Origin of the sequence: Streptomyces sp. NPDC003077 (genome assembly GCF_040611095.1) — a bacterium.
Classification (GTDB): Bacteria; Actinomycetota; Actinomycetes; order Streptomycetales; family Streptomycetaceae; genus Streptomyces.
In genome coordinates this window covers 52741-77337 of record NZ_JBEXNM010000006.1, presented here as the reverse complement: position 1 = coordinate 77337, position 24597 = coordinate 52741, and the positions used below count along the sequence as shown (strand labels likewise).

Annotated in this window: 24 protein-coding genes and 1 pseudogene; 13 read left to right on the top strand and 12 right to left on the bottom strand. The window is 70.8% G+C overall.

Translation table 11 applies throughout. The annotated features are described in order from the left end of the window. The first annotated feature begins 52 nt into the window (after positions 1-52). Positions 53-595, top strand: coding sequence for an SRPBCC domain-containing protein (locus tag ABZX96_RS06515; RefSeq protein WP_355538844.1), 543 nt, complete (start codon positions 53-55; stop codon positions 593-595). Between the two features lie 12 nt (positions 596-607). On the opposite strand, the gene ABZX96_RS06510 is transcribed toward ABZX96_RS06515, so the two are convergent. Together ABZX96_RS06510 and ABZX96_RS06505 are read right to left on the bottom strand one after the other, a co-directional pair. Further along, positions 608-1036, bottom strand: a complete 429-nt coding sequence (locus ABZX96_RS06510; protein WP_355538841.1) for a hypothetical protein — start codon at positions 1034-1036, stop codon at positions 608-610. Positions 1037-1084: 48 nt separating this feature from the next. Next, positions 1085-2404: an ATP-binding protein gene (locus tag ABZX96_RS06505; RefSeq protein ID WP_355538838.1), complete on the bottom strand. Its 1320-nt coding sequence runs from the start codon at positions 2402-2404 to the stop codon at positions 1085-1087. A 182-nt stretch (positions 2405-2586) separates the two neighbouring features. Here ABZX96_RS06505 and ABZX96_RS06500 point away from each other — a divergent pair, with 182 nt between their 5' ends. Then, complete coding sequence (locus ABZX96_RS06500; RefSeq protein ID WP_355538835.1) at positions 2587-3147, top strand: Uma2 family endonuclease; 561 nt, start codon at positions 2587-2589, stop codon at positions 3145-3147. A 27-nt stretch (positions 3148-3174) separates the two neighbouring features. Here ABZX96_RS06500 and ABZX96_RS06495 read toward each other — a convergent pair whose 3' ends face one another. Genes ABZX96_RS06495 through ABZX96_RS06485 form a run of 3 tightly spaced genes read right to left on the bottom strand, consistent with a single transcriptional unit; the run spans position 3175 to position 5601 of the window. Beyond that, positions 3175-3867, bottom strand: a complete 693-nt coding sequence (locus ABZX96_RS06495; RefSeq protein WP_355538832.1) for a DUF4291 domain-containing protein — start codon at positions 3865-3867, stop codon at positions 3175-3177. A gap of 59 nt (positions 3868-3926) precedes the next feature. Then, positions 3927-4640: a creatininase family protein gene (locus ABZX96_RS06490; RefSeq protein WP_355538829.1), complete on the bottom strand. Its 714-nt coding sequence runs from the start codon at positions 4638-4640 to the stop codon at positions 3927-3929. Between the two features lie 19 nt (positions 4641-4659). Continuing rightward, entirely contained in the window at positions 4660-5601 is a 942-nt protein-coding gene (locus ABZX96_RS06485) for a hypothetical protein (protein WP_355538826.1), read from the bottom strand. Positions 5602-5739: 138 nt separating this feature from the next. Here ABZX96_RS06485 and ABZX96_RS06480 point away from each other — a divergent pair, with 138 nt between their 5' ends. Together ABZX96_RS06480 and ABZX96_RS06475 are read left to right on the top strand one after the other, a co-directional pair. Then, entirely contained in the window at positions 5740-5964 is a 225-nt protein-coding gene (locus ABZX96_RS06480) for a hypothetical protein (protein ID WP_355538823.1), read from the top strand. Between the two features lie 97 nt (positions 5965-6061). Then, a complete protein-coding gene (locus ABZX96_RS06475; protein ID WP_355538820.1) occupies positions 6062-6535 on the top strand; it encodes an ATP-binding protein in 474 nt (157 codons plus the stop codon). Positions 6536-6602: 67 nt separating this feature from the next. Here ABZX96_RS06475 and ABZX96_RS06470 read toward each other — a convergent pair whose 3' ends face one another. Then, positions 6603-7073, bottom strand: a complete 471-nt coding sequence (locus ABZX96_RS06470; RefSeq protein WP_355539131.1) for a PLD nuclease N-terminal domain-containing protein — start codon at positions 7071-7073, stop codon at positions 6603-6605. A gap of 93 nt (positions 7074-7166) precedes the next feature. On the opposite strand from ABZX96_RS06470, the gene ABZX96_RS06465 reads away from it, so the two are divergent. Both ABZX96_RS06465 and mqnP read left to right on the top strand, forming a co-directional pair. Continuing rightward, entirely contained in the window at positions 7167-8624 is a 1458-nt protein-coding gene (locus tag ABZX96_RS06465) for a menaquinone biosynthesis decarboxylase (RefSeq protein ID WP_355538817.1), read from the top strand. A 70-nt stretch (positions 8625-8694) separates the two neighbouring features. Continuing rightward, positions 8695-9618, top strand: a complete 924-nt coding sequence (mqnP, locus tag ABZX96_RS06460; RefSeq protein ID WP_355538814.1) for a menaquinone biosynthesis prenyltransferase MqnP — start codon at positions 8695-8697, stop codon at positions 9616-9618. 142 nt (positions 9619-9760) lie between these two features. Here the strand turns inward: mqnP and ABZX96_RS06455 are convergent, their stop codons facing one another. Next, complete coding sequence (locus tag ABZX96_RS06455) at positions 9761-10441, bottom strand: DUF4870 domain-containing protein (RefSeq protein ID WP_355538811.1); 681 nt, start codon at positions 10439-10441, stop codon at positions 9761-9763. A 252-nt stretch (positions 10442-10693) separates the two neighbouring features. Continuing rightward, complete coding sequence (locus ABZX96_RS06450) at positions 10694-11323, bottom strand: rhomboid family intramembrane serine protease (RefSeq protein ID WP_355538808.1); 630 nt, start codon at positions 11321-11323, stop codon at positions 10694-10696. A 280-nt stretch (positions 11324-11603) separates the two neighbouring features. Here ABZX96_RS06450 and ABZX96_RS06445 point away from each other — a divergent pair, with 280 nt between their 5' ends. Further along, the gene (locus ABZX96_RS06445) at positions 11604-12293 is read left to right on the top strand and encodes a UbiX family flavin prenyltransferase (RefSeq protein ID WP_355539128.1); all 690 of its coding nucleotides are present in this window, start codon (positions 11604-11606) and stop codon (positions 12291-12293) included. Between the two features lie 33 nt (positions 12294-12326). Here ABZX96_RS06445 and ABZX96_RS06440 read toward each other — a convergent pair whose 3' ends face one another. Then, the gene (locus tag ABZX96_RS06440; RefSeq protein WP_355538806.1) at positions 12327-12473 is read right to left on the bottom strand and encodes a hypothetical protein; all 147 of its coding nucleotides are present in this window, start codon (positions 12471-12473) and stop codon (positions 12327-12329) included. Positions 12474-12626: 153 nt separating this feature from the next. Here ABZX96_RS06440 and ABZX96_RS06435 point away from each other — a divergent pair, with 153 nt between their 5' ends. The 6 genes from ABZX96_RS06435 (at position 12627) to ABZX96_RS06410 (ending at position 20745) form a co-directional block, all read left to right on the top strand. Further along, positions 12627-13079, top strand: a complete 453-nt coding sequence (locus ABZX96_RS06435) for an Lrp/AsnC family transcriptional regulator (RefSeq protein ID WP_355538804.1) — start codon at positions 12627-12629, stop codon at positions 13077-13079. Positions 13080-13419: 340 nt separating this feature from the next. Further along, the gene (gene mqnE / locus ABZX96_RS06430) at positions 13420-14583 is read left to right on the top strand and encodes an aminofutalosine synthase MqnE (RefSeq protein WP_355538802.1); all 1164 of its coding nucleotides are present in this window, start codon (positions 13420-13422) and stop codon (positions 14581-14583) included. Positions 14584-14830: 247 nt separating this feature from the next. Continuing rightward, positions 14831-15121, top strand: a complete 291-nt coding sequence (locus ABZX96_RS06425) for a DUF4229 domain-containing protein (protein ID WP_355538800.1) — start codon at positions 14831-14833, stop codon at positions 15119-15121. Between the two features lie 522 nt (positions 15122-15643). Next, on the top strand, positions 15644-17005 hold the full coding sequence (locus ABZX96_RS06420; protein WP_355538798.1) for a dicarboxylate/amino acid:cation symporter: 1362 nt from the start codon (positions 15644-15646) through the stop codon (positions 17003-17005). A gap of 407 nt (positions 17006-17412) precedes the next feature. Then, complete coding sequence (locus tag ABZX96_RS06415) at positions 17413-18231, top strand: TetR/AcrR family transcriptional regulator (RefSeq protein ID WP_355538796.1); 819 nt, start codon at positions 17413-17415, stop codon at positions 18229-18231. Between the two features lie 630 nt (positions 18232-18861). Next, positions 18862-20745: an AMP-dependent synthetase/ligase gene (locus tag ABZX96_RS06410; RefSeq protein WP_355539125.1), complete on the top strand. Its 1884-nt coding sequence runs from the start codon at positions 18862-18864 to the stop codon at positions 20743-20745. Positions 20746-20893: 148 nt separating this feature from the next. Here the strand turns inward: ABZX96_RS06410 and ABZX96_RS06405 are convergent, their stop codons facing one another. The 3 genes and pseudogenes from ABZX96_RS06405 to ABZX96_RS06395 form a co-directional block, all read right to left on the bottom strand. Continuing rightward, a complete protein-coding gene (locus ABZX96_RS06405; RefSeq protein WP_355538793.1) occupies positions 20894-22234 on the bottom strand; it encodes a lipase family protein in 1341 nt (446 codons plus the stop codon). A gap of 378 nt (positions 22235-22612) precedes the next feature. Beyond that, positions 22613-23623 (bottom strand): annotated as a pseudogene (locus ABZX96_RS06400) (AraC family transcriptional regulator); the annotation flags it as partial. Between the two features lie 732 nt (positions 23624-24355). Beyond that, on the bottom strand, positions 24356-24559 hold the full coding sequence (locus ABZX96_RS06395) for a cold-shock protein (RefSeq protein WP_030667277.1): 204 nt from the start codon (positions 24557-24559) through the stop codon (positions 24356-24358). Positions 24560-24597 lie beyond the last annotated feature (38 nt).

The following is a 24597-nucleotide window of genomic DNA, read 5'->3' as shown; positions in this document are numbered from 1 at the left end:
GACGCCGGAGTCCGACCTGCCGACGGCGGTGCCGTACGGAATCGTGGGCCTCATGGAAGGCGCGAGCACTCTCCCGAGCCCGATCCCGTACGGCACCGCCGTCTCGCACGGCGACACGCACATCCTCACGTTCCAGCCGGCGTTCCCCCAGCCTGTGGAGGACGTCTGGCAGGCCGTCGCCACCCCTGAGGGCCTGCCCACCTGGCTCGCCGCCGCGGACCCCTTCGAACAGCACGAAGGCGGCGCGATCACCCTCCGCTGGCTGAACACCGACGAACAGGGCGAATCAACCGTGGCCCCCGGCCAGGTCACCGCCTGGGGCCCGAACCGGCTGGCCGAGTACACCGTCGACCTCCACGGCCGCGTCCGCTTCGACCTCTCCCCGGCCCCCGACGCCCCCGGCACCCGCCTCCACTTCACCAACGAGTTCACCGGCCCCACCCGCGAACGCCTCAGCCGCCTCGCCGGCTGGCACCACCACTTCGAATACCTCGTCGACGCCCTCGCGGGCCGCCCCGCGGACTGGTCGACGTGGAACCTGGATCGCTGGCGGACGTTGTACGGGGCTTATGAGCGGGGGGCGCGGGGCGCCTGAGGGGCCGGTGGGTCAGGCGTACGCCGAGAGCAGTTCGTCCAGCGTCCAGACGGTCGCCGTGATGCCGGAGGTCCGGGCGAGATACCGATCCCGCTCGATCAAGATGTTCAGGTCTCCGCAGCCGAGTCGGTTGCAGGCGTGCTCGACGAGGCTGCTGCCCGTACTGCCGCCCGCGATCAACGTGCTGAGGTGGGCCGCGTCCCATTCGACCTCATTGAGCGCCCAGGGTGCCTTACCCTCCACCACCATGCGCAGGACGGCGGCGAACTTCTCCGCGGATGTCCGGCGCTGGTACCCGTCCGCGAGCTGTGCGATGTGATTGCCCGTCTCGATGACGGCCGTCACGGGCAGCAGGAGGTCACAGTCACGGACCTCTCGCTTCCGGCGCAGTTCCTGGAGCACTTTCTCGCGGTCCTGGCACTTTCCGGGTACTTCAAGCAAATTGCACAGAATCGACGTATCAACGAACTCCACCCTCCGCGCCACGCCTCACCCGATTCCCAGCAGCCGGTCGAATTCGGTGTAGTCGCGATCGCGTCGGTCCCGCACGTCCAGTCGGCCTTGGGCGACCACATCGCCCAGCGGTCCGGCGGCCATGGCGGCCGGGTACCCGTCGAGATCGGTGAGCCTGGTCAGCCGACTGCTGCCGTTCCCGCGATCGCGTCGGCAGACCATGACGCCCTCGTGATCAGCGCTGTCGAGCGCGGACAGGAGCGCCGGGCTGTGCGTGGTGATCAGGACGCGCGTGCCGTTCCTCGCGCCGGATCGCCGGACGAGCTGGAGCACTTTGTTCGCCTGGGAGGGGTGCAGCCCGTTCTCCAGTTCCTCCACCACGAGCGCGAGAGCCCGCTCCGCGCCCGGTGCGCCGGGCGCGGGCGACGTACCGAGATCGAGACCGTCTCCTCCGGTGAGCAGGGACGTGGCGATGGCGAGGAAGCGGAGCATCCCGTCGCTCATCTCCCTGGCGGGGGTGAGGCCCAGCGCACCTTCGTCCAGAGCGAGCATGACGTCGCCGAGCTCGGACCTGGTGACGGTGAGCTTCCTGATGTCGTGGTCCGCGAGCTCCCGCAGCAGCTGGACAAGGTGGTCGAACAATGCGTGATCGGTGCGCTGGAGGTTGCCGATCGACGCGGAGAGGTTCTCGGCGGTCCGTCGGAGATGGCTGTCGCGGGCCGGGACGTACTGCCGCATCAGATGCGGCACCGGATCGAGGTGGAAGACGCCGACCAGCGCGGACAACATGGTCTCGGCGCACCAGGCGCTGTCCCGCTCACCTGGCGTCTCGCCCCCGAGGCGCAACGGAAGTTGCGAGGTCAGCAGTCTGGAGGTGCGGAAGGGGCCGTGGCGGTCCGGCGACTGCCCGCCTCTGTGCCAACTGGCGTGCAGGTCGGCGCCGTACGGGCCGGGCTCGGCGGTGACCAGAATGTCCCGGTGCCCTTCACCGGTCGGTCCGGACAGGCGTTCCCGCACGATCCGGACCTCGGGTTCCACCTCCACGGTCACGTCGAGGTGGATGGGTCCGCGCTCCGTACGCACCGTGCAGCCGAGCGAGAATCTGTCGGATCCGTGGGGAACGCAGCCGGTCAACCCGCCGCGCACCGGACCGGCCGCACTGCGGCGGCTTTCCAGCGCCTCGGTGATGTCCTCCCCGCGAGCCAACCGGGAGAGCACTTCCAGGCCGTCCAGCGCGTTCGACTTTCCGCTGCTGTTCCGGCCGATGAGCACGGTGAGCGGGGCGATCCGGAGCGTCTCACCGCGGAAACTCTTGAAGGCGGTGAGGCGGACCTCGTCGATGGCCGGGGCGTTCACACCGGCCACGCTACCGCAGGCGATGGCTGGCGCACGGGGAACGGGGACCGGTGACCAACCGGTCTCGGCACCGGGTCTCGCGATGTCCGGACACGGCCGTGTGGTGGGCCGCACGCGAGGTACGAACGGGGGCGCGGGGCGCCCCGTAGACTCGCCGCGGCGCCGACGGGGAGGGGTGGGCGATGGCCACCGGAGCGGGCTCCACGGCACTGGACGCGATGTTCGCGCTCATCGAGGACATGAACGTGCCGGCGGGCTATCGGGCAGAGATCATCGAGGGCCGGATCGTCCTCAACCCGCACAGCCGGACGCACTCCACGATCATCCGGATGCTGACGCGTTCCATCGAGGACGCCCGGGGGCTCGCCACCGCCAAGGTGCTGTGGGACGTCCGCATGGATTTTCCGGGATCGCTCAACGGCTTCGCGCCGGACGTGGCGCTGGTCGCGGACGCCGCGGAGCACATGGACAACGGGGACTACCACTACAGCGACGCGGAACTGGTCGCCGAGGTCGTCTCCCCGAGCAGCCACCGGGACGACTACGACACCAAACTGAAGACGTACGCGGCGGCGGAGGTCCCCACGTACGTCATCGCCGACCCGAAGACCGGCTGTGTGCACGTCCACCACGACCCGAAGGACGGCGAATACCAAGACGTGTCCACATACGCGTTCGGGATGACCTTCACGCTGCCGTTCCCCGACATCACCATCGACACGACCCTCTGGCCCCGGGACTGATCCCGGCTCCGGCCCTGCGTCAGCCCGTCAGCCCGTCAGCCCCGGCGTCCCCTCCGGCGCCGGATACGGCCGTTCCGCCGGCAGCAGGCGCGTCGCGGCCTCCGTGTCGCCGCGGGTGACCAGTGCGTGGATCTCGCGAGCCAACGGCGTGACGTCCCTGATCGAGACCGTCCACTCGTCGGCGTAACGCCGGGACGCCTCGCCCGCCAGGCCGAGCTGGAGGGAGCGGTGGGGGAGGGGGCGGAGGTGGAGGTCGCGTTCGGGGTCCCACTGGATGCGGGCGGGGGAGGTGCGCAGGCGCTGCTTCCAGGTGTCGTGGTCGGGGTGGACGGTGCGGTCGTAGTGGGACAGGCAGGCGTTCTGGAGGGCCCAGTCGAAGCCCGCGCGGTCGATCTCGATGGCCAGGACGCATTCCTGGTCGGGCTTGGCGGCCCAGCCGCAGCGGTACATCATCCACAGGAACGAGGGCTTGATCCACGTCATGCGGTCCCGTTTCCAGGCCGCCGGGAACCGCCCGTCGCGGGCGGCCGGGACGCCGAGGCCGGGGCGGTACGCCTGGTAGACGGTGATGGTGGTGTCGGTGTGGAGGGCCCGCACCTGGCGGTCGCGGAGGACCCGCACCTGCCGGTCGGACGGTGGGGCGGACGCGGGGGCGTCGGTGTGCCGGGCCGGGTGGCTGGGGAGCGCGTCCCGCCGTATGGGGTCGTCGTGGGTGGTCATGGCGGTCAAGCCTGACCTCGTGGTGGGGCGGGGGCCAGCGAATTTGTACGGGCGGGGCCTCAGCGCCCGCCGATCAGGTGCAGGTGGGCGGCGGCCGATTCGGAGAAGCTGGTCAGCAGGGCTTTGCCCTTGGCCGCGGTGGCCAGTGAAGGCCGGCCGATGATTCCGTTCGGGGTGTAGGCGGCCATGCCCAGCGTGAGGAGGTGCGAGCGGGAGGAAGCGGTGTGGTCGTCCTCGTCGATCCCTTCGCGGACTACGTGGGGCGCCCCGTGAAGCAGCAGCGACACCTCGAATTCGCCGCCGTGCATGTCCTCGTCGGCGCTGCTGTCGAGCCCGGCCTCGGTACGCGCCCGTTCCCGGTCCTCACGGGTGGGGAACAAGGACACACGCGGACCGTTGACGTTCAGCTCCTGGACGAGGTTGGAGAGGACGTAATTGCCGCCGTGGCCGTTGACGATGAGCAAGCCGGGGGTCCCGGACGCGTCGAGGGACCGCCAGGTGTCGTGGACCACGGCGTACAGCGTCGGGGCGCTGATGCTGACCGTGCCGGGCATCGTCGCGTGTTCGTGGGAGCAGGAGAGCGTGAGGGGCGGCAGCAGGAAGAGGCCGTGATCCGTTGCGATCCGGTGGGCGATCAAGCAGGCGACGAGGGTGTCGGTGACGAGGGGGAGGTGCTTGCCGTGCTGCTCGAAGCTCCCGATGGGCAGGACCGCCACCACCGCTCCTCTGCGGTGCTCGTCGTCGGATGTGGCCTGGGTGATCAGATCGTCCATCTGTCGCTACCCCCGGGATTCATGGCCGATGGGCCACGGAGCGTGACCGCACGGCGTGGAATTGCTCGATGAAGTGCATGACGGCGGGCACGTCCCGTCGCGGCAGCATGGTTGCCGCCGCTGCTTCCAGCGCGGTGAGAATTCTGGCGGATCCGGTATGGGCCGCGATCGTGGTGGCTTCGACCGCTGCCTGAGCGCCCTGTTCGGGATCGCCGGTTTCCGCGAGGGCGAGGGCCAATTGAGCGAGGTAGACACCGCGGTCGTTGCGATAGACCGGTGGGAGCGCTTCGATCTCCCGCTCGTAAATCTGTACGGCACGATGAGGCTCGCCAAGGGTGAGCCAGCACTTGGCCCGCTGGAGCTCGATATAGCCGGGGGTGCAGTACGTCGTGTCGACCGCGCTTTTCGAAGCCTCGGACGGAGTCGGAAACGTGGAAATCTCTGTGGCGGAATGATGAGCCAGCTCGTGGGCGTCATCGAACCTTTGGAGTGCGGCCTTCGGGTTGCGCTGAAGTGCGTACCCGGTGGCCTCTTGTTGGGTTGCCAACGCGGTGAGCCGCGATGGAACGCCTGGCGTACGTTGCGCGGCCCGTGCGAGCCCGATGGTTTTTTCGGGGACGTTCTGGGCGGCGGCCTGATGGCTCTTGCGGAAGAGTACGTACGCCTGCATGGGGTCGTCGGCGGCTTCCTGCGCCCACTCCATCGACCGGTCCGACCAATACCCCGCAGTGCGGAAATCCCCGAGATCCTGGTGCAGCCATCCGACGAACTCCGCTGTTCTGCTGGCCACGCCGAGCACCCGGTGCCGGACCGCTCCGCCGCTCGCCCGTAGCAGTAGGCACACCGTGCGCACCTGCTGCATGGCGGAAGCCAGGGAAGGCCGGGGCCCGAAATAGTTGGCGCTCGGGTATGCGTGGAGTAATTGTCGTTCGATGAGTGTCGTCGCGAATTCGGGGTCCATCAGGTGGCGGTCAGGTGTTGCGTGCGCTCCGTCTGCTGAGAACAGTGACTCGTGTGGGAGCTCCGCAGGACCGATTGCGGATGGCCGGATGTCGCTTTCCCAGGGACGGGGTGCGAGGCCGAGCAAATGCCCTGGGATGTGGAGACCATCAGCCGCTCGTTCGACGACGACTATGTCTCTGATGACGCGCCGCCCCGACATGACCTCTCCGACACGACTCGGTGTGAGATCGCATCGGCGGGCGATGAGGGCGGGGTAGATTCCGGCTCGTTTGAGAAGCCGGAAGATCGTGGCGAAGTCGCGTTCCCGGCACGCCTCGACCATGAGCGGGTCATTCAGGAGAAGTGCCGGCAGTTCGTGTGACGGCTCGGATTTGGGCATGAGCGACACTCCGGTGGACGGGACCGTACATACCGCTGTGTGCTGCCGGTGATGCTACCCACGGTGGGTAACCACGCGGATGTCGTGCCGAAGGTCCGTGACGCGGAGCCTGGTTTCCATGCGAGTGAATGAGGCAGTGGGCAACCGTGGTCGGCGGGTCCGTCGCTGGCCGCGCCATGCGGCCAGTGTGGGCAAGGCGCGAAGTGAGCTGCGTGCGGCGTTGAACGATTGGGGTTTGGGCGCGCTGGAGGACACTGCGCTGGTGGTGGTGTCCGAACTCGTCACCAACGCGGTGCGGCACGCCCGGACATCACCGGGCCGGGAGATCGAGACCCGGTACGTCCGTGACCAGGGCGCGGTTCGGATCGAGGTGCACGATGCGGGGAAGGCGCGGCCGACGCTCCGTGCACCCGGAGGAACCGACACGGCCGGCCGGGGCCTGATCCTGGTCGCCGCTCTGGCGACGAGCTGGGGTGTGGACGAGCGCACGGGGCCGGGAAAGTGTGTGTGGGCGGTGGTGCGGGATTCACCTGAGGGAGCGGATGAGGCATAGGGGTGAGGCGTCCGTCCCTCCGGACGAAACCCCCGCACCCCGGGTGAACGTTTCCCCGCCCCGTCCCTCAGTTCTTCCCCGGCGGCGTGTCCTCCGGCTCGTTGCCGGCGCGGTCGGCGCGGTCGCGGGGCGGGGTGTCGGTGGGGCCGTCGGGCGGGGTGGTGGGGTTTTCCTTGCGGCGGAGTTCGTCCTCGCGGCGGCGGAGGTCGGCTTCCCAGCTCTTGAGGAGTTGTTCGTCGCGCTTGTTCTCGTCCTTGAGGGACTGGAGGAAGGCGGGGTTGTCGTCGGGGGCGACCCAGCGTTCGCGGTGGTTGCGGTGCCACTGGGAGGGGGTGCTGCCGCCGGCCGGGGCCTGGCGGACCTTGCCGGCGACGAGCCAGGCGATGGGGCCGATCAGGACCTCGCCGAAGAGCAGGACGATGAAGACCCAGGCCACCTTGGGCAGGCCCTTGACCCGGTCCTCGGGGGTGTTGAGGCAGTCGATGAACGCGTAGATCCACAGTGCCAGCACCAGGACGAACGGCAGGTATCTGAGCAAGCCCATTGCGGAACGGCCCCCTGTGGTCGGCTGCGGGCCGCCTATGGGGCCCGGTGACCCGTTAAGGGTAGTCCGTACCGGATACTGGAACGCATGGCTTATGACGATCTTCGCTCGTTTCTGCGCGCGCTGGACCGCGAGGGCGACCTCAAGCGCATCAAGGCCGAGGTCGACCCTCATCTGGAGGTCGGGGAGATCGTGGACCGGGTGCAGAAGGCCGGTGGCCCCGCGCTGCTCTTCGAGAACGTGAAGGGGTCCTCGCTGCCCCTGGCGATGAACGTGTTCGGGACGGACCGCCGGCTGCTCAAGGCGCTCGGCCTGGCGTCGTACGGGGAGATCAGCGACAAGATCGGCGGGCTGCTGAAGCCCGAGCTGCCTCACGGCTTCGTCGGCGTCCGCGAGGCGTTCGGCAAGCTCGCGAACATGGCGCACGTGCCGCCGAGGAAGGTGAAGGGCGAGAGCGCCCCCGTCCAGGAGGTCGTGCTCACCGGCGACGACGTGGACCTGGACGCGCTGCCCGCGCTGTTCACCTGGCCCGAGGACGGCGGCTCGTTCTTCAATCTCGGCCTGACGCACACCAAGCACCCCGAGACCGGTGTGCGGAACCTGGGGCTGTACCGCCTCCAGCGCCACGACCGCCGCACCATCGGCATGCACTGGCAGATCCACAAGGACAGCCGCAACCACTACCAGGTCGCCGCCAAGCGCGGCGAGCGGCTGCCGGTGGCCATCGCCTTCGGGTGTCCGCCGGCCGTCACCTACGCCTCGACCGCGCCGCTGCCGGGGGACATCGACGAGTACCTGTTCGCCGGGTTCCTGCAGGGCAAGCGGGTCGAGATGGTGGACTGCAAGACCGTGCCGCTCCAGGTCCCGGCGCACGCCGAGGTGGTCCTGGAGGGCTGGCTGGAGCCCGGGAAGATGCTGCCGGAGGGTCCCTTCGGCGACCACACCGGCTTCTACACGCCGCAGGAGGACTTCCCGGCGCTGACCATCGACTGCGTGACGATGCGCCGCCGCCCGGTGTTCCAGTCGATCGTGGTGGGCCGGCCGCCGACGGAGGACGGGCCGCTGGGACGGGCCACCGAGCGGTTCTTCCTGCCGCTGCTGAAGATCATCGTGCCCGACATCGTGGACTACCACCTGCCGGAATCGGGCGGATTCCACAACTGCGCGATCGTCTCGATCGACAAGAAGTACCCGAAGCACGCACAGAAGGTCATGCACGCCATCTGGGGCGCGCACATGATGTCGCTGACCAAGCTGATCATCGTGGTGGACGCCGACTGCGACGTGCACAACCTGCACGAGGTGTCCTGGCGGGCCCTCGGCAACACCGACTACGCCCGCGACCTGACCGTCGTCGAAGGACCCGTGGATCACCTCGACCACGCCTCCTACCAGCAGTTCTGGGGCGGCAAGGCGGGCATCGACGCGACCGCGAAGTGGCCCGAGGAGGGCTACACCCGCAACGGCGGCTGGCCCGCCATGGTCGAATCCGACCCCGCCACGGCCGAGCGGGTGACCCGACGATGGAAGGAGTACGGGCTGTGAAGCGCAGGCCGAGCAGGTATGACGGCGGCGCGGAGCCGGTTCTCCCGCGCGCGGACGCGGTGGTGCCCGCATGAGCGCCGACTCCGCGACCCCGGATCTCTTCGGGCCGCAGCCGGCCCCACCCGGCAAGATAAAGGCGTTCCTGCGCCTGGTGATGATCGAGCACTCGGTCTTCGCGCTGCCCTTCGCCTACATCGGCGCCCTGACGGCGATGTACCAGCGGGACCGGAGCATCCACTGGCTCGAACTGCTGCTGGTCACGCTCGCCATGGTGGGCCTGCGCACGTTCGCGATGGCCGCCAACCGCATCATCGACCGCGAGATCGACGCCCGTAACCCGCGCACCGCGACCCGCGAGCTGGTGACCGGCGCGATGTCGGTGCGCTCGGCGTGGACCGGCGCGCTGATCGCCGTCGTCGTCTTCCTCGGGGCGGCGGCGGCGCTCAACCCGCTGTGCCTGGCGCTGGCGCCGGTCGCCGTCGTCCCGATGGTGGTCTATCCGTACGGGAAGCGGTTCACGAACTTCCCGCACGCCATCCTGGGGCTGGCCCAGGCGATCGGGCCGGTCGGCGCCTGGCTGGCGGTCACCGGCACCTGGTCCTGGGACGCGGTCATCCTCGGCCTGGCGGTCGGCGTCTGGATCGGCGGCTTCGACCTGATCTTCGCCTGCCAGGACGTCCAGGCCGACCGGGCGCACGGCGTGAAGTCCGTGCCCGCCCGCTTCGGCATCCCGGCCGCGCTGTACGGCGCCCGCGGCAGCCACGTCGTCACCACGGCCCTGCTGGTCTGGTACGCGCTGGCCACCGGCGCCGGGGCGTTCTTCTGGATCGGGCTCGTGATCGTCATCGCCGCGTTCCTGTACGAGCACAGCATCGTGCGACCGCACGACCTCTCGCGCCTGAACCGCGCGTTCTTCACGGTGAACGGGTTCATCGGGATAGCGCTGTTCGTCTGCGCGCTGCTGGATCTGCTGGTGCGGGGGCTGACGGTGTGACGGGGCTCCGGGGCGTTCGTCCTCGTCGGATGTCCTTCACCAGACGGTGAGCCGGGAGACGGGGAAGGGGCGGTGTCCGCCGCGGCCTGGGGCCGCGGGGCGCCGCCCTTGGCGTTCCCCGGGGTGCGTCAGCACCGGTAGCTCAGCCCTTGCTGAAGCGCCAGGCCAGTGCCTTCGGGTAGGACCACATCTGGCCCTGGCTCGCCTTGATGAGGCCGATGACGGCGAAGACCATGCACGTCACGCCGTAGGCGCCGATGATCGCGATCACGGTCAGCATGGGTATCGCCAGGCCTGAGCTGGCGCGCTGCTCCTCGTCGGCCGCGAGGCCGAAGGCGAAGAAGGTGCCGAAGTAGAAGACGATCGACACGACCGTCATGATCGCCTGGGTGATGCCGAAGTTCAGGGCCTGGGTGCCGTGGTGGCGGATGAACGGGTCGTGCCGGTGGCGTTCGCTGTTGCGGATGGAGAGGGGCACGATCCAGCCGAGCACCGCCCCGAGGCAGCACAGGGCCGTGCCCGCCGTGATCGTCAGGAGGGCGCCGAGGTGCGTCCACATGGCGGTGGTGGTGGAGGGGCGTCCGCCGTGGGGGTGCGGGTAGCCGTAGCCGGACGGGTCGTAGCCGGGGGGCTGCTGGGGGGCCTGGCCGTAGCCGTACCCGTAGCCGGGGCCCGGAGCGGCGCCGGGGCCGTGCGGCGGCTGGGGCGGCGGGCCGCCGTATCCGGGCGGGGTGCCGTATCCGGATCCGGACGAGCCGTCGTATCCGGATGCGGACGAGCCGTCGTATCCGGATGCTCCGTATCCGTGCTGGTCGTAGGACATGGCCCGATCACCCCGTCGTTTCCGCGTCGATCGCGCGGCGCTTCCGCGTCGATCCCGCGTGGTTCCTGTCGAGGGAGGCGGGCCGGCTGCCGGGTGAGCCGGGCCGGTCCGTCCGCCCCGTCGACGTTCTTGCACACGCCGCCGCGAACGGTCCCGTACCGCCGGCCGGCGAGGTGCGCGGACGCGGGCGGGGGAGCCCGGCGCGGCCGTCGCCGCTGCTCAGCGGTGCCGTCGATCGTTCGGACGACGTGATCAGAGACTACGGGACGGGTCTGACAACGCCCCGGCCGTCGCCCGGCGCGGGCCCCGGTGGCGGAAGACGAAGGCGGCCAGCACGCCGCCGACCAGCCCGAAGAGGTGGCCCTGCCAGCTGATCCCGCTGTCGGTCGGCAGCGCGCCCCACACGATCGACCCGTACGCGGCGCCGACCAGCACGCCCAAGGCGATGTCCAGCGCCTTGCGCTCGATGAAGCCGCGCACGAGGAGGTAGCCGAAGAGGCCGAAGACGACGCCGGAGGCGCCCGCGGTGTTGCTGTGGGGGGCCGCGGTGAGCCACACGCCCAGCCCGCTGGTCACCACGATCAGCAGCGTCACCCCGAGGAAGCGCGCGATCCCGCTGCGCAGCGCGGCCAGGAAGCCCAGCACCAGCAGCGGCAGCGTGTTGGCGGCGAGGTGGTCGAAGCCGAAGTGGATGAAGGCGGCCGGGAGGATGTCGGGCAGCTCGCCGAGGGTGCGCGGCTGGATGCCGAAGGAGTCCAGGGCGTGCCCCGAGGCCTGGTCCACGCCCTCCAGCAGCCACAGCAGGGCCACCCAGCCCAGCATCAGGAACAGGGCCGGTCCGACCCGTGCCCTCGTCCCCGCGTCGGCTCGTGTCTTCGTCATGCGGCGGCCCTCCCGGCATCCTCGCGGACGTCGTGCGGCCCTCCCGACGTCCTCACTCGCTGGAACGGCTGTGACGGTGACTTCGGTTCCGCCGGATAGGCTCGACGGCGTGGAGCCGCCGCACAACGAGACGCACGACAAGCCCTTCGGGGCGCCGCACGGCAGAACGTCCAGCGAGCCGAACGACCGGCCACCGGACGGTCTGTCCCCGCAGCCGTCCGGCGATGAGCCCCGGGAAAGCGACGGGCCCCGGGAAAGCGACGGGCCGCGCCGCCCGTGGGTGGTGGGGGTGTCCGGCGCGTCCGGCACGCCGTACGCCGCGTCCGTCCTGCGCGGGCTGCTGGAGGCGGGCGAGGCGGTGGACCTGGTGGTCAGCCGGGCGTCGCGGCTGACGCTGCTGGACGAGACCGGGATCGCCTTCCGGGACGCCCACTGGCGCGAGGACCTGCGGACCTGGCTGGCGCGGGGGGCGGACGGCAAGCCCGAGACGTTCCCGGTGAGCGAGGCGGACCTCGCGGGCGTGCGGTACTGGCCGGCCGGGGACCTGGCGGCCGGGCCGTCGTCGGGCTCGTACCCGGCCAAGGGGATGCTGATCGTCCCGGCCAGCACGGCGAGCGTGGCGGGGGTGGCGCTGGGCCTGTCCAAGGACCTGCTGCAGCGGGTGGCGAGCGTGACGCTCAAGGAACGGCGCCGACTGGTGGTCGCGGTGCGGGAGACCCCGCTGAACGGGCAGACCCTCAAGCACCTGGTCGCGCTGGACGAGGCGGGCGCGGTGGTGCTGCCCGCCTCACCGGCGTTCTACGCGGGGGCGACGCACATCCAGGACCTGGTGGACTTCGTCGCCGGCCGGGTGCTCGACGCGGCAGGGGTGCCGCACGGGCTGTACCGGCGGTGGGAAGGGGAGCTGGGCGGTGGCTTCACAGGGGAGAGCCAGAGGCCGTCGGGCGGCTCCCGGGTGGGCAGACCGTAGGTCCGGGGACGGCGGACTCGCGGTCAAGCGGGGTCAGCGGCGCTTCTTGGCGGCGGCGCGGGCGTCGTCGCGGTCGGTGACGGACGCCCGGCGGGCAGTCGTGGTACGGGAGGCGCGAGAGCGGTTGGCCCGGTCCTGCAGCTCGCGCATGCGAACGTAGGCCATCTCCAGCGAGTACACGGTGACAACTCCTGTGAAAGATCGTCTTTGATCATCGAGCGGACTGGTTCGAGCACTTTCGCTCTACCAGGGTTGCAGGGTCTGGAGCCCTGTATACCTTAGATTCTACATGCAAAAGCCGGGATTCCGGAATGATTGGAAGGTCAGGGACGCATGGACGCGGTGGATAGGCAGCTCATCCAGGCGCTGCGGGAGAACGGCAGGGCCTCGTACGCGGAACTCGGCCGGCTCGTCGGTCTCTCCGGCCCCAGCGTCACGGACCGGATCAACCGGCTGGAGGCCGCCGGAGTGATCACCGGCTACCGCGCGACGGTCGACGCCGCCACGCTCGGCCTCGGGGTGACCGCCCTGGTGGGCATCTCGCTCTCGGACGCCGCCGACCACGAGGACGTCGCGCGGCGGCTGCGCGACCTCGCCGAGATCGAGGACTGCTGGTTCATCGCGGGCGACGACTCGTACATGCTCAAGGTCCGGGTCAGCGACGTGGACGGGCTGGAGCGCACCATCCGCCGCCTCTCGGGGACGAAGGGCGTCTCCCGTACGCGGACCACCATCGTGCTCTCCACCAAGTGGGAGAACCGGGTGGGGGAGCTGCCGGAGGACTGAGATCGGTCGGCGGGCCGAGCCGGGGCGGCGGGCTGCTGGCGGGCTGGGCCTCGTCGGCGTGCGGCCGGGGTCGAGGCCGGTCGGTGGTCGGTGACGAGCCCGGTCGGCGGTCGGGGCCGAGCCCGGCCGGTGGGTCGGTCCCGGAGTCAGGTACCGAAGGGTGAAAGGGCGTCTCCTCGGGTGGAGGCGCCCTTTCCCTTTGGCGCAGGCCGGTCCCCGGCGCGTCGGCAAACCCGGAGGACGCGTCGGCAAACCCGGAGGCCGGGGGGTCAATCCCGGCGAAAAGGGGGTGGCGTACGCTCGACGAGGCCCGATTGGCGAAGACATGGGAGGCGACCGGATGGACGCGGGGCTCAAGCGCGAGCTGGAGGAGAAGGTCCACGCCGGGGAGCGGCTGACCCGTGAGGACGGCATCGCCCTCTACGAGTCCGACGACCTGGCCTGGCTGGGCGGACTGGCGCACCAGGTGCGCACCCGTAAGAACGGTGACGTCGTCCACTTCAACGTCAACCGCCACCTCAACATGACGAACGTGTGCACCGCCTCGTGCGCGTACTGCTCGTTCCAGCGCAAGCCGGGCGAGAAGGACGCGTACACGATGCGCATCGAGGAGGCCGTCCGGCTCGCCAAGGCGATGGAGGGCGAGAACCTCACCGAACTGCACATCGTCAACGGCCTGCACCCCACGCTGCCCTGGCGCTACTACCCGCGCTCGCTGCGCGCCCTGAAGGAGGCCCTCCCGCAGGTCTCCCTGAAGGCGTTCACCGCCACCGAGATCCACCACTTCGAGAAGATCTCCGGGCTGTCCGCCTCCGACATCCTGGACGAGCTGATCGACGCCGGGCTGGAGTCGCTGACCGGCGGCGGCGCCGAGATCTTCGACTGGGAGGTCCGGCAGCACATCGTCGACCACGACACCCACTGGGAGGACTGGTCGCGCATCCACCGCCTGGCGCACGAGAAGGGCCTCAAGACCCCGTGCACCATGCTGTACGGGCACATCGAGGAGCCCCGCCACCGGGTGGACCACGTCCTGCGGCTGCGTGAGCTCCAGGACGAGACCGGCGGCTTCCAGGTCTTCATTCCGCTGCGCTACCAGCACGACTTCGTGGACATGAAGGACGGCAAGGTCCGCAACCGCCTTCAGGCGCGCACCACCATGGCGACGGGCGCCGAGGCGCTGAAGACCTTCGCCGTCTCCCGGCTGCTGTTCGACAACGTGCCGCACGTCAAGGTCTTCTGGGTCATGCACGGCGTGCAGACCGCGCAGCTCGCGCTCCAGCACGGCGCCGACGACATGGACGGCTCGGTCGTCGAGTACAAGATCACGCACGACGCCGACAACTACGGCACGCCGAACAAGCTCACCCGCGACGACCTGCTGGACCTGATCCGCGACGCCGGTTTCCGCCCGGTGGAGCGCAACACCCGGTACGAGATCATCCGCGAGTACCCGGGCCCGGACGCGGACCGCCGCGAGGCGCCGCAGCCGATGCGGGTGTGAGGTCGGGCCTCTTCGATTCTGTAAGGGGCGGCTGAGTGCGGGAGGGCGTGTCGCGGCCGGTGGCCGGGGCGCGCCCTTCGTGTGTGAGGGGACGGGGACGGGCGCTCGGCTGATCGTCGCCGGTGGCGGCGGCAAACCGGAGGCGTTGATCATGGCGACTCCGGGCAGGGGCCTGGAAGATCACGGGGGTGCCTGTGCTTGACTGGTGGGTGACCCTTTCGGTTGCCGTTGTGAAGAAGGTCCGTCCGTGAGTAGCCAGAAGCACGCCACACTCCGCTACACCGCAATGCGCCTGGGCATCTTCGTCGTCTGCCTGGCGGTCGTCTGGGCGCTGGCGTTTTTCCGGATCATTCCGCTCGGGGTGGGCAGCTCCAACGCTGTCTGGCTGCTGCTGCTCGCCGTCGTCATCTCGGCCCCGCTCAGCTTCGTCCTGCTGCGCAAGCAGCGGGACGCGATGTCCGAGCAGATCGTGGACAAGGTGGAGCGCCAGAAGCAGCGCCTGGCCGCCAACCGCAGCCAGGAGGACGGGCTTCTTTAAGGGGCTGCGGTTTCAAGGGGCTGCGGTCCTCCCTCTTCTGTTGCCTCGGCCCGCGAGGCCGGGGTCCGGGGTGGGCCGTGGGTTCGTGCCTGCCCGGACGCGCCCCTTCCGCCGGTCGTAAGACGCCTCACACCACACTCGACACCGCATTCGTCGCCCCGCCGTGGAGCTCAGCTCCAGAGCGGGGCTTCTGTCATATCTGACTGTTCCCCGCGCGCAAGTCTGAGGTCACCCCAAAGAAACCCTTTGGGTTACTCAAAGCAGAAGTGTTAATGTGATTGGTGTGAAGAGAGCAGTCGCGCACCCGTTCCCCATGAGCGTTCCGCTCGTGGTGCGTCTGCATGTCGATCTTTGCCGCTGCATGTCCGCGGCCTGTCGCTGCCGCTGACGTTTTCGTTCCAGCGGCCGGAGATCCCTCCTGACCCTCCGGGCGGGAGGTGCCACTCGCGACCGCCTCGCGGTCGCCCGACCTCCTGTCGCTCTTCGCCATGTCCCCGACGTTCCGCCCCCGGAGTGTGTCCGTTGTCCACGTCCCCCAAGGCTTCCGGAGCCGCGCCGGCTCCCACCGCCGCCAAGACGTCCCGAATACCCAAGTTCCCTTTCTGGGCGCAGATCCTGCTCGGCCTCGTGCTGGGCGCGGTGCTCGGCTGGGTCGCCAAGAGCGGCGACGTCAGCTGGCTCGCCAGCACCCTGGAGCAGATCGGTGACCTCTTCGTCCAGCTTCTGAAGCTGGCGGTCGCCCCGCTCGTCTTCTTCGCCATCCTGGTGTCGATCACCAACCTGCGGCAGGTCAACAACGCCGCCAGGCTCGCCGTCCGCACCCTGATGTGGTTCATGATCACGTCGCTGATCGCGGTGGCCATCGGCCTGGCGATCGGCCTGCTGACCAACCCCGGCTCGGGCACCGGCCTCACGCCCAAGGACGGCATGCTCCCGAAGCACACCGGCTCCTGGATCGACTTCCTGACCGGCATCGTGCCGAAGGACGTCATCACGCCGTTCACCGACCTGGAAGTGCTCCAGATCGTCTTCATGGCGGCGGTCGCCGGTATCGCGGCCCTCCAGCTCGGCGAGAAGGCCGAGCCGGTGCTCAAGTTCAGCCGCTCCATCCTGGAGCTGCTCCAGAAGGCGCTGTGGTGGGTCATCCGCCTCGCCCCGATCGGCACCGTCGGCCTGATCGGCCACGCCATCGCCAAGTACGGCTGGGACCTGATCGGCAAGTACGCGACCTTCACCGCCGACATCTACGTCGGTTGCGCGCTGGTCCTGTTCGTCGTCTACCCGGTGCTGCTGTCGGCGGTCGGCAAGCTCAACCCGCTGCACTTCTTCAAGGGCGCCTGGCCCGCGATCCAGCTCGCGTTCGTCTCCCGCTCCTCGGTGGGCACCATGCCGGTGACCCAGCGGGTGACCGAGCGGCTGGGCGTGCCCAAGGAGTACGCGTCCTTCGCGGTGCCGTTCGGCTCGACGACCAAGATGGACGGCTGCGCCTCGATCTACCCGGCGATCGCCGCGATCTTCATCGCGCAGATCTTCGACGTTCCGCTGAACGTCGGTGACTACCTGCTGATCGCCTTCGTGTCGGTCATCGGCTCCGCGGCCACCGCGGGCCTGACGGGCGCCACCGTCATGCTGACGCTGACGCTCTCGACGCTGGGCCTCCCGCTGGAGGGCGTCGGCCTCCTGATGGCCATCGACCCGATCCTGGACATGATGCGTACGGCGACGAACGTGGCCGGACAGGTCGTCGTCCCGGTCCTGGTCTCGGCCAAGGAGAAGATCCTGGACCGTGCGGCGTACGCCCGCGGTGACGGCATCGGGGCGACTCCCGGTGAGGCCGGGCAGGCCGATGCCGAGCAGAAGGCGGCCGTGGCGGCTGCGGCCTGATTTTTCCGGCCTGGTCCCTCCGGCCGACCGCCCCGGTCCATCGGGTCGGCCGCCGGGCAGCCGGAAGCGCTGCGGCGGCGCCCCCGAAGCACGAACTTCGGGGGCGCCGCCGTTTTGTTGTGTGGGTGACGTTTGCGTTGTTCACGTCGTTCGGGACATTCGGGTGTCCGGGGTGCCGGGGACATCGGGCGTCCGGGGTGCCCGGGACATCCGGGTCATCCGGGTCATGGACAAGGGGGCAGTCCGATCGGGTGTGGTGCGGTGGGGGCGGGTGGTTTTTGGGTCCGGTGAACGCCGGGGGCGTTGTCCTCAATCGCCGGACGGGCTTGAATTTGCCGGGCCCGTCATCCGGTTCATCCGGGTCGGTGTACGGGGTGGGGCACGGTGGAGGGGCGGGTGGTGTGGGAGTGGGGAAGGGTAAGCGGATGCCGCGGGCGGTGCGGGAGCGGCAGATGCTGGACGCGGCCGTGGTGACGTTCGCGCGGCGCGGTTACCGGGCCGCTTCGATGGACGAGATCGCTGAGGCCGCCGGGGTCTCCAAGCCGCTGGTGTACCTGTATCTGCACTCCAAGGAAGAGCTGTTCAGCGCCGTCATCCGGCGTGAGGCCGAGGCACTGGTGGCGGCCGTGCGGGCCGCGGTGGAACCGGGGGCGGCGGCCGACCGGCAGTTGTGGAGCGGGCTGAAGGGCTTCTTCGCGCACACCGCCGAGCACCCGGACGGGTGGGCGGTGCTGCACCAGCAGGCGCGGACGCAGGGCGAACCGTTCGCGCGGGAGGTCGCGGCGATGCGGGCGGAGATCGTGGAGTTCGTGACGGGGCTGATCGGCGAGGCGGCCAAGGAGGCGGGCTGCGACCGGGAACCGGCCGCGCGGGAAGTGGCGGGTCTGGCGCACGCGCTGGTGGGCGCGGCCGAGTCGCTGGCCGAGTGGGCGAACGTCCGGCCGGGGATCGGCGGTGTGACTGCCCCTGCCGGGAGGGCGTCGGGGAGCGGTGGTGGGTCCGTGCCTGCCGGGAGGGCGTCGGGGAGTGGTGGTGGGTCCGTGTCCGTCGGGAGGGCGCCGGGCGGTGCCGTGGGGCCGGGTGGGGCTGCGGACGTCGGCGCTGACGCGGACCTGTACGAGGTCCGGGAAGCGGCGGCCAAGGAGACGGCGATGACGCTGATGAACTTCGTCTGGGTCGGGCTCGGACGGCTGATGGGCGGCGAGCGCTGGACCCCCGGCGCCTGACGATTTCCTGCCGCGCACGGGGCTCCCCCGGCAATTTACTTCGCAGTAAGGTTACTTCCGGGTCGGGGCCGGTCGTTCGTCGTTCCCTTCACCGCCCGTGCCCTTGCCCCGCCTTGCTTCGTCCGCTGCCACTGCCGCTTTCGTACGGAGCCCGCATCACACCCCTTACGCGGCTCCGTACGCGCCACGCGTCCGCTCAGTCCGCCGACCCGGCCCCGCAACGACCCGGTGCGTCACAACTCTGGGCACCCCGCACCCCCGCGTCACCCCCCGCATCGCCCATGCGCCGCCCCGCACCCCCGCGTCACCCCCCGCATCGCCCATGCGCCGCCCCGCACCCCCGCGCCACCCGCGTACCTCCGCACCGCGCCACCCGTGTCCCCCCACCGCGCCGCCCGCGGTCTTCCCGACGGTCGTCGGCTCCATTGGAGCCGGGTCCGGTTCCCCCACGGCCAGGTCCTCCGGCGTCCGTCACCGGGCCGTACGCCGCGGCGCCCGACCGGAGATGAGGAGCCGCTCGTGTTCCGTCAGGAAGACCAGAACCGGCAGGAGCCCCAAGGCCGGCGACGCCCGGCCCGCCCCAGCCGCCAGGCACCGACCACCCCCGCCCCGGCCGAGCCGGAGAAGCTGATCGAGAACGGCACCGTCCGGGAGGTCTCCGTCCCGCCGCTGGTGCCGGCCGTCCGCGAGGGCGCGCTCGCAGACATCCCCTTCGACAACGCCGCCGAGGCCCCGGACGAGATCGTGCTCTCCCGCAGGGGGCCGGACGGCCGGTGGCGGGACGTGACCGCGGCCGAGTTCGCCGCCGAGGTCAGGGCGGTGGCGAAGGGCCTGGTGGCGCACGGGCTGCGGCCCGGCGACCGGTTCGCGATCATGGCGCGGACGACGTACGAGTGGACGTTGCTGGACTTCGCGGCCTGGGCGGCCGGGCTGATCACCGTCCCCGTCTACCCCACCTCGTCCGCCCTCCAGACGCGCTGGATCCTGCACGACGCGGGGGCGGCGGCCTGTGTCGTGGAGGGCGTCGAGCAGACCCGGCTGGTCAGCGGCGTGCGGGCCGGGCTGCCGGGGCTGCGGCACCTGTGGCAGCTGGACGCCGGGGCCGTCGGGCAGATCGTCTCGGCGGGGCGGGAGCTGCCGGACGCGCTGATCTCCGAGCGGCGCGCGGAAAGCGGCCCGCAGGACGTCGCCACCCTCATCTACACCTCCGGGACCACCGGCCGCCCCAAAGGCTGCGTGCTCACCCACGGCAACTTCTTCGCCGAGGTGGACAACGCGATCGAGCTCCTGCACCCGGTCTTCCGGTCCGTCAGCAAGGAGCCCGCCGCCACGCTGCTGTTCCTCCCCCTGGCGCACGTCTTCGGCCGGATGGTCGCCGTCGGCTGCCTGCGGGCCCGCGTGCGCCTGGGGCACGCGCCCAGCATCAGGACCGAGGACCTCCTCGCCGACCTGGCGGGCTTCGCGCCGACCTTCCTGCTCACCATCCCGTACGTGCTGGAGAAGGTCTACAACACCGGCCGGGCCACCGCCGAGCGGATGGGCCGGGCCGCCTCCTTCGACCGCGCGGCGCACGTCGCGCGCCGGTACGGCGAGGCGGTCGAGGCCCGGCAGCACGGCACGGGGCCCGGTCCCGGGCTCGGCCTGCGGGCCGCCCGCGCGCTGTACGACCCGCTGGTCTACCGCCGCATCCGGGCCGCACTCGGCGGCAAGGTGCGCTACGCGATCTGCGGCGGCTCGCCGCTGGGCCACCGGCTCGCGGCCTTCTACGCGGGCGCGGGCATCGAGGTCTTCGAGGGGTACGGCCTGACGGAGACCACCGGCGCGGCCACCGTCACCCCGCCGCTCAGACCCCGGATGGGCACGGTGGGCCGGCCGCTGCCGGGCACCGGCGTGCGGATCGCGCAGGACGGGGAGGTGCTGCTGCGCGGCGGGCAGGTGTTCGCCGGGTACTGGGACGGGGAGCGCGGGACGGTGACCCCGGCGACGGTGACGCCGGCGACGGTCACGGGGAACGGTGCGCGGCGCGCCGAATGGTTCCCCACCGGGGACATCGGCGCCCTGGACGAGGACGGCTACCTGACCATCACCGGCCGCAAGAAGGAGATCATCGTGACCTCGGGCGGCAAGAACGTCGCCCCCGCCCCACTGGAGGACCGGCTGCGGGCGCACCCTCTGGTGGACCAGTGCATGGTGCTCGGCGACAACCGGCCGTACATCACCGCGCTCCTCACCCTGGAGCCGGACGGGCTGGCGCACTGGCGCCTGATGACGAAGAAGCGGGACGTGCCGATCGGCGAGCTGATCCGTGACGAGCGGCTGCTGGCGGACCTACAGCGTGCCGTGGACGATGCCAACGCCCTGGTGTCACGGGCCGAATCGATCCGCCGGTTCCGGGTGCTGCCGGTGGAGTTCACCGAGGAGTCGGGGCACCTGACGCCCTCCCTGAAGCTGCGCCGGGCCGCCGTGCTGCGGGACTTCGCCAAGGAGGTGGAGGAGTTGTACGAGCGGGAGTGACATGGTGGGAGGGGGCGCGGTGGGCTCCGCCCGGGGCGGGACGAGCGGAATCCGCAGTATCCGCAGTATCCACGGGGTGCGCGGTATCCGCAGGATGCACGGGATGCGCGGGATCCGTACGAAGCCCACCGCGCCGGTCGGTCCGTCGTCAGGAGCAGTCGCCGTCCGTCGGGCGGCCCGCGAACCGGTCGGACAGCCAGTTCGCGGCGGGCAGCGCGCCCGCGACGGCGCCGACGACGTGCTCGGCGAGCGGGATGGTGGCCCACTGGACCGTGCCGCCCTTGCCGCACCAGTCGGCGCGCAACTGCCTGCCGACCCCGTACGGGATCAGCTCGTCCAGCAGCCCGTGGTAGAGGAGCACCGGCGCGCCCGGCTTGCCGGTGCCCAGTTCCGACGCGCGCAGGCGCTGCTGCCAGTCCGGTTCGTAGAGCGGGTTGCGCACCGTCACGTCGGAGATCCTCTTGAAGAGGCCCGCGACGGTGTTGATGGCCACGCAGTTCCGCTTGGCGAAGTCGGCGTAGAAGCGGCCCTTGGCGTTGAGGTACTTCGGCAGGTCGAGTTCGGGGTAGGCGGCGTCGTGGCCGATCGCGGCCATCAGGACCATCCCGGCCCCGATGCCGCCGTTGTTGAAGTCGGCGACCTTCAGGAGGTCGGCCGGGACGCCGCCGGCCGCGGTGCCCTTGACGTTCAGTTCGGGGGCGTAGGAGCCCTGGAGTTCGGCGGCCCAGCCGGCCGCCTGGCCGCCCTGGGAGTAGCCCATGATGCCGACCGGGGAGCGTTCGGTGAGGCCCGCGGCGGCGGCGCCGGGCAGCCGCAGCGCGGCGCGGGCGGCGTCCAGGACGGCGTGGCCCTCGGCGCGGCCGACGGTGTAGGTGTGCTCGCCCGGGGTGCCCAGGCCCTCGTAGTCGGTGACCGCGACCGCCCACCCGCGGGCCGTGAGCAGCTGGATCAGGTTGGCCTCCACGGTGGTGCCGCGCGGGAAACCGGCCGAGGGCGCGCAGAAGTCGGCCATGCCGACCGTGCCGACGGCGTAGGTGACCAGCGGGCGCGGCCCCTGCTTGCCGTCGTCGGGGACGATCACCGTCCCCGAGACGACGTTCGGGGCGCCCCGCGCGGTGGTGGAGCGGTACTCGACGTGCCAGGCCCGGGTGCGGGTGGGCTGGCCGGGGAGCGGGTGGAAGGAGGTGGGCGCGGATCTGACGAGGTCGCCGGGGCGGTCGGCGGAGGCCGTTACCTGGGTGGTGGTCTTGGTGCCGGGGTGGTCGGCGGAGACCGCCACACGGGTGGTGACCTTGGGGCCGGAGCCTGCCGCGTGGGTGGTGACCTTGGTCCCGAGGCGTTCGGCGGGGCCCGCCACACGGGCGTCGTCTCCGGTCGCGGGGCGCGGCGCCGTGGTGGCGCCGGCCGGGCCCGCGCCCACGAGGCCGAGGGTGAGGGCGAGGGCGGCGAGGGGTACGGCGGCGGTGCGAGCTGTGCTGCGTATGCGCATGCGGCTCTCCCAATGGGCCGTAGCTGAGGGTGTGGTGCGCCGACGGTAATGAGCGGCGGGGGGAGTCCGCGCTGACCGGGACGCTCAGCTTGGCTGACCCGGCGTTCCAGGGGGTGGAGCGGGCGGTGGGTGTGGCGTCGCCGTGTTGCTTGGGGGAGCGGGGGCCGCGTGCTCGTCCGGGGGCGTCCTGTTCCTGGCGGGGCATTCGGTGTGGGCCACCCGGGGGCTTTCGGTGCGGGCCGCCACGGAGCTCACGGCGCGGATCGCCGCAGGGCTCACGGCACGGATGGTCACCGGGCTTTCAGTGTGGGCCGCCACCGGACCCTCGGCGCGGTGCGCCACCGGGCCCTCGGCACGTCCCGCCACCCGCGCCTGGTGCAGCCGGTAGGCGCCGGGCGTGGTGCCCGTCCACCGGCGGAACGCCCGATGGAACGCGGTGTCCTCGGAGAAACCGAGCCGGACCGCCAGCTCCGCGATCGGCTCCCGGCCCGCCACCAGCGAGGTGATCGCCGCGTCGCGGCGCACCGCGTCCTTCAGCCGCCGGTAGGACGTGCCCTCCTCGTGCAGGCGGCGGCGCAGGGTGGCCGGGCTCACCGCCAGCCGGGCCGCGAGCTCGACGGCCTCCGGGAGCCGCGCGGGACCGGTCGCCCGGAGCGCGGCGCCGAGCGCGTACCGGACCCGCTCGGCGACCGACGCGCCGTGCGCCGGGGCGCTCAGCAGGTCCGCGGGCGCCCGCCGCAGCATCGCCGCGAGCGCGGCCTCGTCCCGGACGACGGGCGCGGCCAGCCAGCGGGCGTCCCACCCCGCGCCGGTGCGCGGCGCGCCGAAGCGCACCGGGCAGCCGAACAGGAGGTCGTACTCCTCGGCGTGCGGCGGCGCCGGGTAGGCGAACCGGACCCAGCGCAAGGGGATGCGCTGCCCGATCAGCCAGCTGGAGAGACGGTGCCAGATGATCAGCAGGCATTCGGACAGGAAGCGGTCCTCGTCGTACGGGGTCAGCTCGCCCGCGATGGAGAAGGTGGCCTCGGAGGTTTCGGAACCGCTCCCGACCGCCAACCGGGGCACGCCGGGGAAGAGCCCGTAGAAGCGCACCGCCCGGTCCAGCGCCGTACCGAGGTCGCGGCAGCCCAGGGTCACCTGGCACATCATCGCGAAGGTGCCGCGGCGGCTGGGCACCGGTCCCAGCCCCAGGAACTCGTCGTCCGTCGCCCGGCGCAGCGCCCTGATCAGCTGGGCGAACTGCTCGGAGGTGACGCGCGCCCGGTCGTCCCCGAGCAGGGACGGCGGGATGCGCGCGGCCTGGAGCAGCGGCACGGTGTCCAGGCCCAGCCGCCGCGCACCGCCCAGCGCGGCCCGTACGTGGTGCGCCGCGATGGTCGGCCGGGTCATGACGCGGCACGGATTCCGGGAATCGTCATGCTCATGAACAGTAGCCCGAATGGACGGTCGGGTCAGGAGTGGTGAACCGGCACGACCGTGGACGAGGTGTGGGCGAGATGGCCCAAGCGGTGTGCCCGTGTGGCGGATGTGTTCCGTGTGACGGCTGAGAATCTGAAAATGGGGTGGAGGTATGAACGAAATCAGGGTAGGGCGATTCCCGAATTCCCGTCCCGGTGGTGACGTGCGATCCGGATAAAAGGACGTTCTCTACCCGTCCGTCAATGTCTTCATGCCTGAATCGCGGAAAAGGCGGCAGAAGTCGACAGAGGTCACGCGAAAGCGGCGCGGAGATGATGTGAAGGCTGCGCAAAGGCGGCACGAAGTCAACGGGAAAGACGCGTGAAGGCGTCATGAATCCGTAAGGAATCCCCTGGCAAAACCGAGCCGGCACGTCGGCGGGATCACTGGGGAACCGTTCCGGAAGCGCCTCGCGACGCCGACGGGAACGCTCCGGAGACCCGTCGGAGCGGAGGGGGTGTGCGGCGGGCGACCCTAGGGAGGAGGGGGGCCGGGGGGAGGGGGAAGCGGCCGGGCGCCGGCCCCGTGCCGTACGGCTTGACCAGCGGCGGACGGTGCGGGGAGGCCGGAGGCAAGGCAGGAGCCCCGCTCCCCACCGAAGGTGGAGGAAGCGAGGCTCCTTGGGTACTGCTGTGTCGACCGCGATCGGTCGATCCGGCTGACTCAGGCCGGGGTGACGTTCTCCGCCTGGGGACCCTTGGGGCCCTGGGTGACGTCGAAGGTAACCTGCTGGTTCTCCTCAAGGGAGCGGAAGCCAGAGGCGTTGATCGCGGAGTAGTGGACGAAGACATCCGGGCCGCCGCCGTCCTGGGCGATGAAGCCGAAGCCCTTTTCAGCGTTGAACCACTTGACGGTTCCGGTAGCCATAAGCCCTCCTTGGGCCAAAGGGTTGCCCTGCTCCAGAA

Coding starts and splice junctions, on each gene's coding strand:
- mqnE (WP_355538802.1), top strand. CDS start 13,420: ATGGACGCGGGGCTCAAGCGCGAGCTGGAGGAGAAGGTCCACGCCGGG.
- ABZX96_RS06500 (WP_355538835.1), top strand. CDS start 2,587: ATGGCCACCGGAGCGGGCTCCACGGCACTGGACGCGATGTTCGCGCTC.
- mqnP (WP_355538814.1), top strand. CDS start 8,695: ATGAGCGCCGACTCCGCGACCCCGGATCTCTTCGGGCCGCAGCCGGCC.
- ABZX96_RS06435 (WP_355538804.1), top strand. CDS start 12,627: ATGGACGCGGTGGATAGGCAGCTCATCCAGGCGCTGCGGGAGAACGGC.
- ABZX96_RS06465 (WP_355538817.1), top strand. CDS start 7,167: ATGGCTTATGACGATCTTCGCTCGTTTCTGCGCGCGCTGGACCGCGAG.
- ABZX96_RS06395 (WP_030667277.1), bottom strand. CDS start 24,559: ATGGCTACCGGAACCGTCAAGTGGTTCAACGCTGAAAAGGGCTTCGGC.
- ABZX96_RS06490 (WP_355538829.1), bottom strand. CDS start 4,640: ATGGACGATCTGATCACCCAGGCCACATCCGACGACGAGCACCGCAGA.
- ABZX96_RS06455 (WP_355538811.1), bottom strand. CDS start 10,441: ATGTCCTACGACCAGCACGGATACGGAGCATCCGGATACGACGGCTCG.
- ABZX96_RS06485 (WP_355538826.1), bottom strand. CDS start 5,601: ATGGACCCCGAATTCGCGACGACACTCATCGAACGACAATTACTCCAC.
- ABZX96_RS06450 (WP_355538808.1), bottom strand. CDS start 11,323: ATGACGAAGACACGAGCCGACGCGGGGACGAGGGCACGGGTCGGACCG.
- ABZX96_RS06475 (WP_355538820.1), top strand. CDS start 6,062: ATGTCGTGCCGAAGGTCCGTGACGCGGAGCCTGGTTTCCATGCGAGTG.
- ABZX96_RS06515 (WP_355538844.1), top strand. CDS start 53: ATGGAAGGCGCGAGCACTCTCCCGAGCCCGATCCCGTACGGCACCGCC.
- ABZX96_RS06495 (WP_355538832.1), bottom strand. CDS start 3,867: ATGACCACCCACGACGACCCCATACGGCGGGACGCGCTCCCCAGCCAC.
- ABZX96_RS06405 (WP_355538793.1), bottom strand. CDS start 22,234: ATGCGCATACGCAGCACAGCTCGCACCGCCGCCGTACCCCTCGCCGCC.